Annotated in this window: 17 protein-coding genes; 9 read left to right on the top strand and 8 right to left on the bottom strand. The window is 54.6% G+C overall.

What is annotated here, in order from left to right:
* Positions 1–70 precede the first annotated feature (70 nt).
* From CHB83_RS16090 to CHB83_RS16065, 6 genes are all read right to left on the bottom strand, one after another.
* The gene (locus CHB83_RS16090; protein ID WP_052695450.1) at positions 71–748 is read right to left on the bottom strand and encodes a CBS domain-containing protein; all 678 of its coding nucleotides are present in this window, start codon (positions 746–748) and stop codon (positions 71–73) included.
* A gap of 170 nt (positions 749–918) precedes the next feature.
* The gene (locus CHB83_RS16085; protein ID WP_045689836.1) at positions 919–1,701 is read right to left on the bottom strand and encodes an alpha/beta fold hydrolase; all 783 of its coding nucleotides are present in this window, start codon (positions 1,699–1,701) and stop codon (positions 919–921) included.
* A 4-nt stretch (positions 1,702–1,705) separates the two neighbouring features.
* The gene (locus tag CHB83_RS16080) at positions 1,706–2,320 is read right to left on the bottom strand and encodes an anthranilate synthase component II (protein ID WP_089333337.1); all 615 of its coding nucleotides are present in this window, start codon (positions 2,318–2,320) and stop codon (positions 1,706–1,708) included.
* Positions 2,321–2,380: 60 nt separating this feature from the next.
* A complete protein-coding gene (locus tag CHB83_RS16075; RefSeq protein WP_089333336.1) occupies positions 2,381–2,902 on the bottom strand; it encodes a CvpA family protein in 522 nt (173 codons plus the stop codon).
* A gap of 96 nt (positions 2,903–2,998) precedes the next feature.
* Entirely contained in the window at positions 2,999–3,463 is a 465-nt protein-coding gene (locus CHB83_RS16070; RefSeq protein WP_089333335.1) for a GatB/YqeY domain-containing protein, read from the bottom strand.
* Positions 3,464–3,490: 27 nt separating this feature from the next.
* Positions 3,491–4,558: a hypothetical protein gene (locus CHB83_RS16065; RefSeq protein WP_089333334.1), complete on the bottom strand. Its 1,068-nt coding sequence runs from the start codon at positions 4,556–4,558 to the stop codon at positions 3,491–3,493.
* Positions 4,559–4,635: 77 nt separating this feature from the next.
* Here CHB83_RS16065 and CHB83_RS16060 point away from each other — a divergent pair, with 77 nt between their 5' ends.
* The 8 genes from CHB83_RS16060 to CHB83_RS16025 all read left to right on the top strand — a co-directional run bounded on the left by CHB83_RS16060 (position 4,636) and on the right by CHB83_RS16025 (position 12,220).
* Positions 4,636–5,361 carry a pyridoxine 5'-phosphate synthase gene (locus CHB83_RS16060; RefSeq protein ID WP_045687670.1) on the top strand — a complete coding sequence of 242 codons (726 nt, stop codon included), beginning with the start codon at positions 4,636–4,638 and terminating at the stop codon, positions 5,359–5,361.
* 79 nt (positions 5,362–5,440) lie between these two features.
* Positions 5,441–6,490 (top strand): tRNA 2-selenouridine(34) synthase MnmH, encoded by a 1,050-nt coding sequence (gene mnmH / locus CHB83_RS16055; protein ID WP_089333333.1) that lies wholly within the window; start codon positions 5,441–5,443, stop codon positions 6,488–6,490.
* Entirely contained in the window at positions 6,480–6,869 is a 390-nt protein-coding gene (locus CHB83_RS16050) for a VOC family protein (RefSeq protein ID WP_089333332.1), read from the top strand. The genes mnmH and CHB83_RS16050 overlap by 11 nt, the downstream gene beginning before the upstream one ends.
* A gap of 23 nt (positions 6,870–6,892) precedes the next feature.
* Positions 6,893–7,951, top strand: coding sequence for a selenide, water dikinase SelD (gene selD, locus CHB83_RS16045; protein WP_089333331.1), 1,059 nt, complete (start codon positions 6,893–6,895; stop codon positions 7,949–7,951).
* Between the two features lie 5 nt (positions 7,952–7,956).
* Positions 7,957–8,550 (top strand): hypothetical protein, encoded by a 594-nt coding sequence (locus tag CHB83_RS16040; protein WP_045687666.1) that lies wholly within the window; start codon positions 7,957–7,959, stop codon positions 8,548–8,550.
* A 164-nt stretch (positions 8,551–8,714) separates the two neighbouring features.
* Positions 8,715–10,616, top strand: coding sequence for an ATP-binding protein (locus tag CHB83_RS16035; RefSeq protein WP_052695045.1), 1,902 nt, complete (start codon positions 8,715–8,717; stop codon positions 10,614–10,616).
* A gap of 67 nt (positions 10,617–10,683) precedes the next feature.
* Complete coding sequence (locus tag CHB83_RS16030) at positions 10,684–11,463, top strand: alpha/beta fold hydrolase (RefSeq protein WP_245855372.1); 780 nt, start codon at positions 10,684–10,686, stop codon at positions 11,461–11,463.
* Positions 11,464–11,509: 46 nt separating this feature from the next.
* Positions 11,510–12,220: an SAM-dependent methyltransferase gene (locus CHB83_RS16025; RefSeq protein ID WP_089333329.1), complete on the top strand. Its 711-nt coding sequence runs from the start codon at positions 11,510–11,512 to the stop codon at positions 12,218–12,220.
* An 84-nt stretch (positions 12,221–12,304) separates the two neighbouring features.
* Here the strand turns inward: CHB83_RS16025 and feoB are convergent, their stop codons facing one another.
* Together feoB and CHB83_RS16015 are read right to left on the bottom strand one after the other, a co-directional pair.
* Positions 12,305–14,518: a ferrous iron transport protein B gene (feoB, locus tag CHB83_RS16020; protein ID WP_394340152.1), complete on the bottom strand. Its 2,214-nt coding sequence runs from the start codon at positions 14,516–14,518 to the stop codon at positions 12,305–12,307.
* A gap of 18 nt (positions 14,519–14,536) precedes the next feature.
* Positions 14,537–14,797 (bottom strand): FeoA family protein, encoded by a 261-nt coding sequence (locus CHB83_RS16015; protein WP_045689833.1) that lies wholly within the window; start codon positions 14,795–14,797, stop codon positions 14,537–14,539.
* 219 nt (positions 14,798–15,016) lie between these two features.
* Here CHB83_RS16015 and CHB83_RS16010 point away from each other — a divergent pair, with 219 nt between their 5' ends.
* Positions 15,017–15,919, top strand: a complete 903-nt coding sequence (locus CHB83_RS16010) for a carboxypeptidase-like regulatory domain-containing protein (RefSeq protein ID WP_089333327.1) — start codon at positions 15,017–15,019, stop codon at positions 15,917–15,919.
* The last annotated feature ends 41 nt before the right edge of the window (positions 15,920–15,960 follow it).

Below are 15,960 nucleotides of genomic sequence, written 5' to 3'. Positions count from 1 at the left end.
AGAGAGAAAAAGCCTTTCGTAGCAGCGGTACGCTTACCCTATACTAGGCAATATGCCAAGGGCGCTAGAATTAGAAGCTGAGGTAGCGTAGCAAAGCATTAAAGCGCTCCTGCTCATCCTCACTCACCTCAGCCGTACCACTGAACTGCCCCGTTATAGAATAGCCGAAGCGCTCTAGGGTAGCAATAATGCGTGTGATGCTGGGCGTGTTTAGCTTCAGGGTCAACCGGATACGGTACGGATCATGCTCATCTTGGGCCACATGGGCACTCATGATTTTAGCATTGTTCTCTTCTACGTACCGACTAATCTGAGTTAACGAGTAGTCGCGTTCTTCCATAGACAGGACAATAATGCCCTGCTGACCCGTTGCCACTGGTACTTTACCGAAGGCAGCTAAGGTGTCGCTGATGGTTACTACCCCTAAGTACTCCTGCTGATCATCCAGCACTGGCACTAGCTGCACGTTGTTTTGCACAGCCACCTCAATAATGTTGTAGAAGTGCTGGCTGCGCTGCACGTGTACGTCCGCGAAACCCAGGGTAAGAGCCGACAGCAAGGTGTCTGGCGTATCCTGGTCGATAATATCGGCTTCCGTAATGAGGCCGCGGTATTGACGGTCGTCCACTACGGGAAGTTGGCCCACGTGGAACTCTTCCAGCCACCGGGCAGCCTTTTCCGTCGAGTCCGTCACCTTGAGAGGCGGAATCATCTGGTTCAGCAAATCTTCGGCAATCATTGAATGCATCAGTGGTAGAAGGTAGCGGAGTGGAGAAGCAGTAGGTACAGAAGCAATATAAGCGTCAAGACCAAAAGAAGGTTTTCGGCGGGCAACTTCCTCTCTGCAATAGATCAAAAAGAGTCAATGAGTACAACCGATGGTTGCACCCTCTTAGCGAGTTGTTGGTTTAAACTTTCTTACTGAGTAGCACCAGCCGCCACCGCCGTGCGGTGTAGAAACTGCTGCAATAGCTCATTGAATTCCAGCGGACGCTCCATCATGGGAGCGTGGCAACAATGATCTAGGAATCGAAGTTCGGAGCCTGGAATAAGTCGGTTGAACTCATGGGCTACCACTGGAGGAGTGATGGTGTCGTTCAGGCCCCACACCAGTAAAGTAGGCACCTGAATAGCCTGCAATTCCTTAGAGAGATTATGCCGCTGGGCCGAGCGAGCTATGCTAATGATACGCAGACATTTCGCATTGGAGTTGGTGACGGTAAACACCTCATCCACCAACTCGCGGGTAGCTACGGCTGGGTCGTAGAAAGTGTAGGCTACTCGTTCCTGCACATAAGCATAGTTGCCGCGCTTGGGGAACGACCCGCCCATGCCGTCTTCAAACAGCCCGCTACTTCCCGTGAGTACCAGCCGGTTCACCCGCGTAGGGTTATGCAAAGTATACACGAGGGCAATGTGCCCACCCAACGAATTTCCTAACACAGTACACGACTCTGTCAATCCTAGTTCGGCGAGGAAATCTTCCACGAACCGCACTAGGCCCGGTACGCCAGCCTTGGTCAGCGGCATGTCGTAGATGGGCAGGATGGGAATGATTACCCGGTAGCTAGTGCTAAATTCTCTTACGACATCCTGCCAGTTGCTGAGCGCACCAAACAGGCCATGCAGAAGCAGTAACACCTCGCCGGTGCCTTCATCCACGTACTGGAATCCATGTTTTTCCTTTATCTGCAGCTCCATTTTTTCAGGGGTAGACGCGGCCGGCAAAAGCCGGATTAGTCTGTACAATGATACAATTCTTGACCCAATTGCCTAGCAAAGCCAGGCCGTAGGATGTCAGAAGTGCTTCGGGATGAAACTGCACCCCATACAGGGGCAGTTCTCGGTGGCGCATGGCCATCAGTTCCCGCGGCATGTCAGTAGTATACGCCAACGCCTCCAACGAGGGAGGCAGCGCACCTAGTATAAGCGAATGGTAGCGCGTAACGGGCATGCGGGCGGGCAAGCCATCGGCAAGCTTGCCGGCTTCTACCCAATCTATGTCAGACACCTTACCATGCATAGGTTTGGCTCCGCGTTCAAGTGGGGCACCAAAGAACTCGCCCAATGCCTGATGGCCTAAGCAAACGCCCAGCATGGGTACCTGCTGGTGCCAACGCTCAATTATGGCCAGCATGTTGCCGGCTCCGCGTGGGGTCCCTGGACCCGGCGACAGCACGATGCCGTCGAAACGCAGCCCCTCTATCTCGGCTAGCGGTACGTTATTACGGCGTACCTCAACCTCACACCCCAACTGCTGAAGATAATCGAGCAGGTTGTAGGTAAAAGAGTCGAAGTTATCGAGTAGTAGCAAACGCATAGCCTAGATGATACGGTTGGGAAGCAGAAAGCACAGCGGGACCCGCTTACTGTGTATTGGTTAAAACACGCTCCGCAGCCGCTCAAGCAAGGTACTTGCTACGGGAAGCACCACCCCTACCACATCAAGAGCCAGCGGAGTAGCCTGCTGCACCCACGGCAACACCTGCGACTCGGCCACTACTTGGGGAGCCAGCAGGTTGAGGCCAGCTAAGCCAATCCCATGCAGTAGTAGGCTCATGCCAAGCACCCATTTGAGCATACCACTGGCTGCACCGCCCAGGCTATCCAGCAAGCCAAGCGGAGTCAGGTGAATGGCTGTTTTTAGAAAGCCGCTCAGCAGGTGAATACCCCACACAATGGCCGCAAACACGAGTGCAAACGACAGGAACGGTAACAGTCCGAAGGCTTCGCCTACGTAGTCGCGCACCAGCGGAATGGCATCACTTAGCAGGGCTAAGCCGCCTACTACTCCTAGCACAAAGGCTACCAAGGACGCTACTTCTAGCACCAGCCCCCGGCGGTACCCCTTTACGGCACCAATACCTAAAGGCAGTAGCAGCATGACATCGAAGCCGGACATGTGGTGGCGCAAGGATAGTGGATAGCAGAAGCTTTTAGATTAGTGGCGTAGTATGCACCACGCCTCATCTGTCTGGCAAGCTTCCGCCCTCACTTGTTACACGTTGGTATTATTCAGCAAGTTGCTAACCACTTGGGAGATAACGCGGCCATCGGCTTGGCCCGATAATTCCCGGGCGGCTACGCCCATCACTTTTCCTAGGTCAGAAGGGCCAGTAGCACCTACGCGCTGGATAATGCCCACAATTTTTTCTACCAGATCGGCTTCTGAAAGCTGTTGAGGCAGATACTCTTCAATAATAGCCAGTTCGGCCAGCTCGACCTCCTCCAAATCGGAGCGGAACTGCTTCTGGTAGGTTTCGGCGGCCTCGCGACGTTGCTTGGCTGCCTTGGTGAGCAGCTTCATCTCAGCGTCGGCAGTCAGCGCAGCACCATGCTGACCCTCGGCGGTTTCAGCCAGTAGAATCTGGGATTTAATGCTGCGCAGAGCTGTAAGACGTACCTTATCCTTGGCCAGCATGGCCTTCTTGATATCAGCGTCGATGGTTTCTTTTAATGCCATAATGCGGGGGAATATGAAGGTGCAAGATTACGGGTTATTCCCGACACCCGAACCAGTGGGTGTGTTTGGCGGTACGGAAGTACCCACCGCCAACGCGGCCAGAAAAGCAGTTGGCTGGTCTAGATAACAACTAACACGCCGCACAGTTCGACGCATACCATAGGGACCCGTAGCCATAACTGGCTCAGAGCACGTGAGCAGTAGGTTGGGAGGCGTAAGCAACATCCGCCCCATATTAAGCAAATCAGGGGCAGGTGCCGGGGCGTCCGTCACCAGATGAGCGTCCGTTAGTAGCGCTACCGGAATTCGCACTGACCACAGGAAACTTGCTCGCACTACTACCTGCTGCTTCGGTTGTAGTAGCGTAGGTCGCAGCCGAATGGCGCGCAGGTGCGCTACCAAAAACAGCAAGCCATATACATGCACCAGTAGTGCCCAGCCTGCGGCAGCGGGCCACCACCGCAGAAGCAACAGGTGCGCAGCACCCATTTCGGCTACCGACAATAGTGCCACGGTGCCTAGTAAGGCTCCGACGCCCGATTCCCGATGGCTGCTGAAAGCTTGCTCGGAAGTGCGGACCTCGGGCGTGGCTCGCCAACTTAGCAGCCCGTAGTATAGCATGCTTACCTCGGTCACCAGGGCCGCAAGCGGCCGCTTAAGTACCTGCGTGCAGGCAGCAGTAAGGCTTTCTACATAACCATCTTCCACAGCACGGGTCAGTTGAAAAGCGCGCACTAGCCGCCGCAGATGGCGGATAACCACTGCAACAGACACTATTTCCAGACCAGCTACGCAGTAGCGCGTCCAGGAGAGATAGTGGTGCTGTGCGGCGGGCAATACGAAATACGCAACGGCTACACTAACTCCAAATGCTGCCGCAACTGTATTAAGAGGCCAGCGGTTAGGCCGCGCCAGCAAGCCGTAAAAAAGTAGAGGTACTAGCAGAAGCAAATCAAGGGTGACGGCAGCGGGCAGCATGGGCCGGCTGCTAAAATCGGGGCGGTTCACCACCAGTATTTCCACGCCCACCACTCCAAGAAATAGAAGGCCAAAACAACCGGCTAGCCGGTACTGAAATGGAGTAGCGTGTGTCATGGAAGTAAACGGAACATGAGGTGGGCTGTTTGGGTACGTATCTTTGACCATGTACTACCCCCTAGCCCGCCTTTGATATGACGAAGCTTAGCGTAAACATAAATAAAATAGCCACCCTGCGGAACGCACGTGGCCACAATCGCCCCAACCTGTTGCAGGCCGCCCGCGACTGTGAGCAGTTTGGAGCCCAAGGCATTACTGTTCACCCCCGCCCCGATGAGCGCCATATCCGCTACCAAGACGTGCGCGACCTGAAAGCCGTAGTAACCACGGAGCTGAACGTGGAGGGCAACCCTACCCCCGACTTTTTGGACTTGGTACGCGAAGTACGCCCCGAGCAAGTAACGCTAGTGCCCGATGCTCCCGATGCTATTACGTCTAATGCTGGCTGGGATACGGTGCAGCACCAGGCCTATCTTCAGCAAGTAGTAGCCGACTTGAAAGCCATTGGCTGCCGGGTGAGCATATTCCTCGACCCCGACCTGGACATGGTACGCGCCGCCGCCACTACCGGCACCGACCGCATTGAGTTCTACACGGAAGACTACGCCCGCCGCTACCCCACCAGCCCCGAAGAAGCCATCCGCCCCTACCGGGAAGCAGCTGAATTAGCTCAGGAACTGAACCTAGGGCTCAATGCTGGCCACGACCTCGACCTCGATAACCTAGCTTACTTGCATCGGAACCTGCCGGGTCTGGCAGAGGTTAGCATTGGTCACGCGTTGATTTGTGATGCCTTATACTTAGGTCTTGAAAATACCATTCAGTTGTACAGAAGGCAGCTAACCGACACTCAGTCATAACACTAGCCCGGCCTTTCTGCTGCTTGGTTGACGGCGCTTCGGTGCCCTTTCTCCGCATATTCCTTTACTACTGCTGCCCGTGCCTCGCCTTTCCCTCCCCGATTTTCTGCAAGCTTCCGCCAGCCTACCTATCCTCGACGTGCGGGCTCCAGTGGAGTTTGCCCAGGGGCATATTCCGGGAGCGGTGAGCTTTCCGCTGTTTTCAGATGAGGAGCGCGCCCGTATTGGCACCACCTACAAGCAGATGAGCCAAGACAAGGCCGTGCTGCTTGGCCTGGACTTCTTTGGTCCAAAAATGAGCCAGCTGGTACGGCAAGCGCAAAAGCTGGCTCCCAACAAAGAGCTACGGGTGCATTGCTGGCGGGGCGGAATGCGAAGCGGGGCCGTGCTATGGCTGCTGGAGCTAGCAGGCTTCCAAGTTCATTTGCTCGATAAGGGCTACAAAGATTACCGTCATTGGGCCCTGGCAGAGTTTGTCAAGCCTCGCCCTTTGGTAGTGCTAGGTGGCCTCACTGGCTCCGGCAAAACCGACGTGCTACATGCATTAGCGACCCAACAGCCGGTGCTTGACCTAGAAGGCCTAGCTAACCACAAAGGCTCAGCTTTTGGCAGCATTGGACAGCCCGCTCAACCTACTCAGGAACAGTTCGAAAATGATTTGGCCGCCCAGCTGGCCCAGCTTTCCACTACCTCGCCTGTTTGGGTAGAAGATGAAAGCCGCATGGTAGGGAGCATCCATATACCGTCGTCTTTGTTTGAGCAAATGCGCCGTGCTCCGTTGGTAGTACTAGAAATTCCACGGGAAGTGCGGGTGCGCAAGCTGGCCGAGGAGTACGGGGTGCAAGATCCGGCAGCCCTCGCCGCTGCTGTCCTCCGAATTCGCAAGCGCCTGGGCGGCTTAGCCACCAAGGAGGCACTAGCGGCTATTGGCGAAGACGACATGGAAAAAATGGTGAGCCTAGTACTCGACTACTACGACAAAACCTACAGCTATGGCCTGGAAGGACGGCCCATCATTCACGTACCGTCCACTACTTGCGACGCGGCAGTGAATGCAGTGCTTGTTCAGCAGGCCCTAGCTTCGGCCGATTTGCTCAACCCAAACCCAAGCTTGGCAGATGGTGCCTAAGTTGCGCGTGGCCCGCCCTACCGACCAGCTCGCTGCGGTGGTGCGGTTTTATTCTGAAGGCTTAGGTTTATCAGTACTAACCTCATTCGTCGCGCACCAGGGCTTCGATGGAGTTATTCTTGGACATTCGCAGTCACCTTATCACCTAGAATTCACTCACCAGCCGGGCCACGTAGTAGGGAAAGCCCCAACGGCCGACCACCTGCTTGTGTTGTATTTCCCCGACCGCCACGAGTGGCAAGCAGCCACGGCCCGCATGCAGGCCCATGGCTACTCGCCTGTTCCAGCCTACAACCCTTACTGGGATCAACTGGGACTCACCTTTGAGGACCCTGATGGCTACCGGGTAGTGCTGCAACAAGCCGCCTGGAATTTTTAATTTAACCGCTCTGCCTCATCTCCATGCCATCTACTTTCGAAACCCCCGACCAGGTCCGTCTGACCCAATACAGCCACGGTGCAGGCTGCGGCTGCAAAATTGCCCCCAAGGTTCTCGACCAAATCTTGCATACCAGCATTCCACAGCCCCAGGATGATAAGCTGTTGGTCGGCAACTCTTCCCGTGATGATGCAGCGGTGTACGATATCGGCGGCGGCCAAGCCCTAATTAGTACGACCGACTTCTTCATGCCCATTGTAGATGATGCGTACGACTTCGGGCGCATTGCCTCGGCCAACGCCATCAGCGACGTGTATGCCATGGGCGGCCGCCCCGTGATGGCTATTGCGGTACTGGGCTGGCCTATTAATAAGCTGGCACCGGAAGTAGCTCGGCGGGTTATTGAGGGTAGCCGCAGTATTTGCGCCGAGGCGGGCATTCCGCTAGCCGGGGGCCACAGCATCGACTCGCCCGAGCCAATTTTTGGGTTGGCTGTCACGGGTATGCTTGAGATCAGCAACCTAAAGCAAAACGATACCGCTACCGCCGGTTGCGAACTGTTCCTGACCAAGCCACTGGGCGTGGGCATGCTCACCACCGCTCAAAAGCGCGGCATTCTGCAACTTGAGCATGAGCAACTAGCGCCCCAGAGCATGATGCAGCTCAACAAGATTGGCTACGACTTGGGACAAGTAGCCGCCGTGCGCGCCATGACGGACGTTACGGGCTTTGGCTTGTTGGGTCACCTTTCGGAAGTATGCGAGGGTAGCAATCTGACCGCGGAAGTTGATTTCAGCAAAGTGCCTCGCATTCCAGAAGCCGCAGAATACTACGCCCAAAAGTCGATTCCGGGCGGCACCGTGCGCAACTGGGATTCCTACGGCCATAAGATCAGCAACCTTACTGACGAGCAGCGCGCCTGGCTTTGCGACCCGCAAACATCGGGTGGGCTGCTGGTATGCGTAGACCCCGCCGGCCTGGCTACAGTAGAAGCTATTTTTGAGCAATACGGTTTAGCGCTCACGCCCTTTGGTACCCTGCGTGAGCACCAAGCCGATGAACCCTGGATTCTGGTCCGGTAGGTCGAGTGAAGCTGCTCCCATTTTTACGGCCCCTGCTGGAAGCAGGGGCCGCTATTGCGCTCATGTTTGTTGGACTACGCGTAATTACGGGCTTTTTCGCTCGCAATAGCCGCGTGTACCGGCCCACATTTCTGCGGCAGTTTGCGCTGCTTTTCTGGCCCCTGCTATGCCTGGGAGTAGGACTGCCATTTCTCGGCTCTTTCTTGTACGTGGGCACTCTCACCGCCTTCGAGCTCGTCCTGCTAACGGCGCTGGCAGCCGTAGTGCTTGGGTTTTCGTTGCCGGCCTTTTTGCTGCACTCCCAGTACTATGCGCGCAATCTGCATACTACCCTCGTCTTTGACCCCAAAAAAAACTTATTGGAGGTGTACGAAGGTCGGGTCCGGATACCATTTAGCCGCAGCGACTTAGTGCGGGTAGAGCGAGTTACCTGCGAATCGAAGCGGCTATTTTGGAGCCACTACGACTACATGAAGCTGCACTTACGCACCGGGGAAGTTCTTACGCTTACTTCTTTGCTAACCAAGCTAGACCCCGTGGCCGAGTTCCTGCGCAATACGCCCATGGAACGGCGACAGAAATGGTTTTGTATTGCGTAGCAACTTACTCCGTCCCACGTAGTCGTCAGAAAATACTAGTATTGTACATCTAGTGTTGTGCTTTGTGCAAGCGGCCAGTTTTTCGATAAAACGTGGTTTTGGCCCGTTAAGGGTTGTTTTGAGCTTTCTATATTTGCCCTGTACTATTTAATAACACGGAGGGTTTGATACGGCGCATTCTGTTTTTCTGGTTGCTGCTCGTTGTCACCCCCTCCTTTGGGCAAGTAGTTGAAGACCCAGAAGTAGCTGTCTTACGCCAACGCTTAGCTTCTCAGCCTGACGACACAACGCGGGTGCGGCTGCTGTCCACCTTGTGCTACCAACTACATGACTACGCCCCTGCCCAAGCCATAGGCTACGGCGAGCAGGCCATGAAGCTGGCCCGCCGACTTAACGACCAACCAGGACTTTTACGGAGCTTACTGTACCTGGGCAGTTGCTACGCCAATCTTTCCGATGGACCGCAGGCGCTTAAGCTCCAACAGCAAGCACTCAGGTTGGCCCAGCGACTCAACGATACGGACGGCGTAGTGCGGAGCCACACGAGCATGGGCGGGGTTTACCACGAGCGCAACGATACGGCCGCAGCCATGCTAAACTACCGGCGTGCACTTAAGCTAGTGTATCATCCCGATGTGAGTGTACGGACCCAGCTTATGCTGTTCGGCAATTTGGGCAACCTGTATTTCTACTTGCAACACCGAGAAGAAGGCCTGTTGTACACTCGCCGCGCCTTGCAACTCGCGCGGCGTACCGGCGACCGGGCTGGGGAGTCGCTCTACTTGGCTGACCTAGGCTCCTACTACATGCAGCTGCTCCAACTGGACACGTCCGAAGGGTTGCTGCGCCAAGCCTTGATGTTGGTAGAGCCAGCAAAGAAGTACCGGGTGGAGGCCAGCCACTTGGAGCTGCTCGCCATGGTGCTGCTGCTCAAAAACGAGTTAGGCGAGGCCGAAGAACTGACCCGTAGGGCCTTGCTTCTCGCGCGCCAGATCAACTATAAAGAGCGGGTGCTCGATGCCTACAGCCTGCTAGCCGAAATAAACGCCAGTCGGCGCGATTTCGAAGATGCCTACCAGTGGCAAAATATGTTTCGGGACCTCAACGACAGCCTCAATAGCCGGTCGCGCCAGGAAACACTAACGGCTCTGCAAACCCGGTACGAAACCGCAGAGAAAGAAAATCAGATTCGACTTCTCACGGAGCGCGGAATTTTGGCACAACACCGAAATCGGGAGCTGTGGGGTGCCGTAGGGCTGCTGCTGTTAGGGCTGGGAGGTATGGGCTTGCTCTACGGCCAGCTCCGCCGCAGCAGGGCAGCATTGGCCGCTAATAACGCCGCTCTGCAAGAAGCCACCAACGAGCTCCGCCAGCTTGCTGCTTCCAAAGACCGATTATACGCCATTGTTGCGCACGATTTACGAGGGCCCGTTACGTCCTTTTCGGGCGTTACGGAACTGATAGATTTCTACATACAGCGCGGTGACGAGCAAGGCCTCCGCCGACTACCCGATTTGGTGCGACAATCAGCCCAAAATCTCAACCGTCTGCTAGACAACTTGCTGAACTGGGCAGTAAGTCAGACGGGGGAACTGGCTTTTCGTCCGGAGCGGCTTCTGTTGCTCGAGCTACTGGAGGAAGCCGTGGCGCTCTACGCTACCTCCGCCGAAGCCAAGCAGGTTACGCTGGCCGTAACTTGCCCCCCCGACCTGACCGTGTGGGCTGACCCTCACATGACGCGCACCATCTTGCGTAATTTTCTTAGCAACGCGTTGCATTTTACCCCCCGCGAAGGCCGCATTCATCTGCAGGGACAAGTGCTACCTACCGGAGACGTGCAAATAAGTGTACAAGACACCGGCGACGGTATTCCGGCAGAACAAGTGGCCAGCCTCCTGACGGCTAACAGCCCGCAGGCGGCCTCATTAGGGCCGCGGTCAGGTACAGGCCTGGGGCTGCTGCTGTGCCGGGTGTTTGCCCAGCGCCAAGGCGGCGTGCTAGACATTGTGAGTTTGCCAGGTAAGGGCACCACTGTATCGGTTTCCCTTCCGGCAGCCAGCGTATAAGGCCCAGTCGCGCGCATGTGCGACCGACTTCCGACCTTAGCAGCACTTTACTTTTGATTTTCGGCTTATGCTTCTTCACTTCCGCGAAATGGGCCAAGGTGCTCCCCTGGTTATCCTCCACGGCCTGTTCGGCTATTCCGACAACTGGCAGACTCTAGCCCGCCGGTGGGCTGATGCTGGGCACCGCGTCATCCTAGTTGATTTGCGCAACCATGGCCGCTCCTTCCATTCGCCCGAGCACTCCTACGAATCGATGAGCCAAGACGTGGTGGCGCTTTTCGACCACCTAAACCTTGATGCAGCTACTACCACCTTGCTAGGGCACAGCATGGGCGGTAAGGCAGCCATGCGCTTTGCACTCGACCACCCTGAGCGTTTAGCCCGCTTGGTAGTATTAGATATTGCGCCTCGCTTCTCCGATATGGAGCACCAGGACGACATCGTAGCTGGCCTCAGCGCAGTATCGTTGGCAACGTTGGAAAGCCGCCAGCAAGCCGATGAAGCCTTGGCCCAGCATATTCCTCAGGTTGGCGTACGTCAGTTTTTGCTGAAGAATCTTTACCGCCAAGACGACAATTCCTTTGCATGGCGACAAAACCTGCCGGCTCTGACGGCAAATATGTCGGCTATTGGCGCTGAAATTACGAGCCCGCAGCCGTTCCTGAAGCGCGCTTTGTTTCTCCGTGGGGGCAAGTCCGACTACATTCAGCCGGAAGACAAACTTTATCATATTCCGGCCTTGTTTCCCAACTCCCAGGTAGAAACCGTGGTGGATGCTGGTCACTGGCTGCACGCTGAAAAACCCGATGAGGTATTTGAGTTGGTGCAGGCTTTTGCTACCAGCTAAGCGTGCGAAAAGCCGCTATACTTCCACTTCTCTTTCCAGCTACTAAGTGAAAACGGGCACTCTTTACCTAATTCCTACCATCCTGGCCGATGACACGGCTGCTCAGGTATTACCTGCCCAAATAGCGGGGCGCATAGCGGAGCTGTCGTACTTTCTAGTAGAAAATGCGCGCACGGCCCGGCGCTTTATTAAAAGCATGGCTCCTCATCACGTTATTGAAGAGCTACGAATTAGTGTAATTGACAAGGACAGCACGGAAGCACAGATTCAGGCCGCCTTGCAGCCGCTGGTAAATGGCCAAGATGCGGGGGTAATTTCCGAAGCAGGCTGCCCCGGCATTGCCGACCCAGGAGCTGAGTTGGCCCGCCGAGCACACCAGCTTGGTATCCGCGTGGTGCCCCTGGTAGGTCCTTCTTCGTTGCTACTGGCTCTAATGGCTTCTGGTATGAACGGACAAAGCTTTGCTTTCCATGGCTACCTGCCCATTGAGCGGGGTAAGCGCGCAGCGGCGCTGAAAGCCTTGGAAAAGCAGGCCCTTACCCAGCACCAAACTCAGCTTTTCATTGAGACTCCCTACCGCAACATGCAACTGCTAGAAGACTTACTGACTACCCTCCACCCTGGTACTCGCCTGTGTGTTGCGGCTAGCCTTACCGCCGCGCAAGAATACGTTCGTACCGATACCATAGCTGGCTGGAAAAAAGCTGGCGTACCCGAGATTCATAAGCAGCCAGCCGTATTCCTTATCGGGTCCTAAAGCCGGAGCTACTACTATAGAAAAAGCCCTGTCACTTTCATGACAGGGCTTTTTCTATAGTAGTAGCTCCGGCTCCACCTAGCGTTATACCATTGCCTGGTAGACCAGCAGGGACGAAACGTAGGCTAGCCCCGTCATATAGATAAGTTGCAACAAGGGCCATTTCCAGCCTTTCGTTTCGCGGTAGGTAGCAGCCAAGGTACTCATGCACTGCATAGCAAAGACGTAGAACACCAGCAACGACATGGCACGCGCGGGGGTAAAGAAGGGGTTCCCCTGCTCGTCGCGCTCAGCAGAGAGCTTTTGTTGGACCGTCTGTTGAGTAGCATCTTGACCCACGCTATAAATGGTAGAGATAGTGCCGACAAACACTTCGCGCGCAGCAAACGAAGTGATTAGCGCAATACCAATTTTCCAGTCGAAGCCGAGCGGACGGATAACGGGCTCCAGCACATGCCCAAACATACCGGCGTAGGAGTTCTCCAGCTTCGCGGATGCTACTAAGCGCTCCGTTTCGTCGGCAAAGGTGTTTTCCGTAGGGGTATGTGTAGCAGCAGGCTGAGCTTGTTCTAGGCGCTGGCGCTCAGTTCGCACCTGTTGCTCGGCGCCTTCCTGTTTGCCAGGCGGGCCATACGTGGCCAACACCCAAAGCAAGATCGAAATAGCCAGAATCACCTTACCAGCCTGAAAAACGAAGGTCTTTACTTTTTCTACAATTGTTAGCCCCACGTTTTTCCACCGCGGCCACCGGTATACAGGAAACTCCATGATGAAGTAGCTGCGCTCCGTTGTCTTCAGCAGGAACTTCATGGCCCAAGCCGATAAGATAGCCGCAAAGAACCCCAGCAAGTACAAGCCCATTAAAGCTACTCCGCGCAGGTTAAATATTCCGAGCACGGGCACGTCGGGCACCACTAGGCCAATAAGCACGGTATACACCGGAATCCGGGCCGAGCAGCTCATCAGTGGCGTTACGAAGATGGTGATGATGCGGTCCTTCCAGTTTTCGATTGTGCGTGCGCTCATGATGGCGGGCACTGCGCAGGCAACTCCAGAAATCAGCGGCACAACGCTCTTGCCGTTGAGTCCAAACTTGCGCATGATGCGGTCCATCATGAAGGTAACGCGGGCCATATAACCTGTTTCCTCCAGTACCGCAATAAAGGCGAAGAGCAAGGCAATTTGGGGGATGAATATGAGTACCCCTCCCAATCCAGCTAGCACTCCTTCTGTGAGCAAGCTCACTAACGGTCCATTAAAGTTAGTTTGGATGAGACTATTGATCCATGCTACGCCCTCGTCAATCAACTCCATGGGGTAGCTTGCCCAGGCAAATACCGCCTGAAACAGGAGAAACAGCACCGCAAAGAAAATCAGGTAGCCCCATACCTTATGCGTGAGCACTCGGTCGAGGCGGTTGCTGTACGGCTCATTACGCTCAGTGCGCGTCACCTCCACTGCGTTCAGCAGAATGTGGTTGATGAGCGTGTAGCGGTCAATGGTTTCTTGGGCTTGACGAGCAGTTGGCTCAAACCCATACTTCTCCGTTAGCTCCTGAATGTAGGCCCGATCATCGGGAGATAAAAAGCCGATATGACGGTACTGGTGTGCGTAGTGCAGCGCCAGATAGTCGTTGTGCAAGTTGAAGTAGTACCGAATCTGCCGAATCATGGGCAGCAGTTCGTCTTCCGGCTCGTAAAAATGCACCGTGGGTGCTCCCAGCATTTGCGCCATCACAATTTTGAGAGCCGCAATACCAATACCCTTGCGGGCATTCATGGGAATGATGGGCACGCCCAGTTCCTGCTGTAGGGCCGCAATATCAATATGGACGCCGTGCTGCTCAGCTACATCCATCATGTTCAGCGCCAACACAGCGGGTAGTCCAAGATCAGCAAGTTGCGTGAAAAGCAACAGGTTGCGACGCAGGTTGCTAGCATCAGCCGTAATAACCACGAAATCGGGGTACTGAGCACTGCCCCGGTCGTAGAGAAGGTCTGTAATTACCTTCTCATCTAGGCTTTTAGGGTAGAGCGAGTAGGTACCCGGCAAGTCAATTATTTCGGCCCGCAGCTGAGGGGTCAATTGGCTGACTCCTGTTTTACGGTCTACGGTTACCCCAGGGAAGTTGCCTACTTTCTGGTTGAGGCCAGTAAGCTGATTAAAGAGCGACGTTTTGCCAGAGTTGGGGTTTCCAATAAGAGCAATACGCGTAAGTGCGCCGGGATGCCGCGTGGCGGCCGTTTCGAGTGCCAGCGCCGATGCACTAGCACCGGCCCGGCCGGTAAGTAGTTCCACCCCTGCCATTCGCCTTTGTTATTTCAAGAATATGGTAGCCGCCTCACTCACTCGTAACGACAGCGTGTAATCTTCCCCGTCGCCAACTACTAGCGTAATGGGGCAACCAAGCGGTGCGCGGCTGTTTAAGCGGACGCGCGTACCGGGAATGCAGCCCATTTCTAAGAGCTTCAGAGCCATTTCGGGGTCTTTCAAGCAGCAAATCGTAGCACTTTCCCCCAGTTGAAGGTCTTTCACGCTTCGCTGAGCAGCAGATGGAGTGATGGAACGGACTGACACAGGTGGGTTGGATTATTTAGATTTACTTCAAACAAAGGTACCACCCTTTTATGTTTCACCAAAATCCGACTATTTCTAGGAATACACTTGCATGGTTGAGCTAATTGACTGACTTATAATTATTCTTCCATCAAATTGCACAACTATAAATATTCGGGGAGTTATTGCGTTTCATGCGGGTATTCATTGTAATTTTGGCAGTCTTACATAGTCTACCATATGCTCAAACGCGTACTATCCCTTCTCTTTTCGGCCGTATTTCTTCCTGCTTTGGTCTTTGCCCAGGAGAACAAAATTTCGGGCCGCATTGTGGATGAAAAGACCAAAGAGCCCATCCCTTTTGCCTCCGTAGGCTTGAGAGAAGAAATGACCGGTGCTCTGACCAACGAGTATGGCTTCTTCCAGATGCCCATGCCCGAGAAGAACCCTCAAGACTCCCTTATCATTAATGCTCTGGGTTACTTCCGCAAGGCAGTACTCATTAAGCCCGGCATTAAAGTGCAGGATATGATTATTGAGGTTCCCAAACGGGCAATCGCGCTGAAGGAAGTAACCGTAACCAGCAGTGCCAAAATCAAAAACCTAGACTTGGGCTCAAAGTCGAGCACACCGGGTGAGGGAATGATCCAGGGCATGCCAGGTAGCCAGTATGCTTTCTTCGTTAAGAACGACAAAGGCAAAAAGCTTGGCAACGTTCGCTCCGTGTCTTTCTACATTGGTGAGAACGGCTTCCCTCGCGAGCCTTTCCGCGTGCGATTGTACAAGGCCGATGGCAACTACAACTCGCCCAATTCCGACTTGCTAACCGATAACATTGTGGTATCGGCCCCCAAAGGAGGTGAGTGGTACACCGTTGACTTAACGTCCTACAACATCACCGCCCCCGACGAAGGATTCTTTGTAGCCATGGAGTGGATTGTGAGTGGTGATAAGTTCTACACTACCAACTTCATGGACAACTACACGCCCTACGGCCAAATTCTACGCCCAACGTTTGAATTTAAGGAGAGCCGCACTTGGAACTATACTATTGGCCGCGGCTGGAGCCTCATTACCCTGGCAAACAATGGACAGCGTTATAATGCTATGATTCGGGCAGAAGTAGATATGATTAAAGATTAACTACCATACAGTTATACAAAAAGCCCCCGCTTCCTAAAAGA

It is taken from the genome of Hymenobacter mucosus (genome assembly GCF_900188255.1).
Lineage (GTDB): Bacteria > Bacteroidota > Bacteroidia > Cytophagales > Hymenobacteraceae > Hymenobacter > Hymenobacter mucosus.
This window is presented reverse-complemented; position numbering and strand designations above follow the sequence as displayed.

Coding starts and splice junctions, on each gene's coding strand:
- CHB83_RS16090 (WP_052695450.1), bottom strand. CDS start 748: ATGCATTCAATGATTGCCGAAGATTTGCTGAACCAGATGATTCCGCCT.
- CHB83_RS16085 (WP_045689836.1), bottom strand. CDS start 1,701: ATGGAGCTGCAGATAAAGGAAAAACATGGATTCCAGTACGTGGATGAA.
- CHB83_RS16080 (WP_089333337.1), bottom strand. CDS start 2,320: ATGCGTTTGCTACTACTCGATAACTTCGACTCTTTTACCTACAACCTG.
- CHB83_RS16075 (WP_089333336.1), bottom strand. CDS start 2,902: ATGTCCGGCTTCGATGTCATGCTGCTACTGCCTTTAGGTATTGGTGCC.
- CHB83_RS16070 (WP_089333335.1), bottom strand. CDS start 3,463: ATGGCATTAAAAGAAACCATCGACGCTGATATCAAGAAGGCCATGCTG.
- CHB83_RS16065 (WP_089333334.1), bottom strand. CDS start 4,558: ATGACACACGCTACTCCATTTCAGTACCGGCTAGCCGGTTGTTTTGGC.
- CHB83_RS16060 (WP_045687670.1), top strand. CDS start 4,636: ATGACGAAGCTTAGCGTAAACATAAATAAAATAGCCACCCTGCGGAAC.
- CHB83_RS16050 (WP_089333332.1), top strand. CDS start 6,480: ATGGTGCCTAAGTTGCGCGTGGCCCGCCCTACCGACCAGCTCGCTGCG.
- selD (WP_089333331.1), top strand. CDS start 6,893: ATGCCATCTACTTTCGAAACCCCCGACCAGGTCCGTCTGACCCAATAC.
- CHB83_RS16030 (WP_245855372.1), top strand. CDS start 10,684: ATGCTTCTTCACTTCCGCGAAATGGGCCAAGGTGCTCCCCTGGTTATC.
- CHB83_RS16010 (WP_089333327.1), top strand. CDS start 15,017: ATGCTCAAACGCGTACTATCCCTTCTCTTTTCGGCCGTATTTCTTCCT.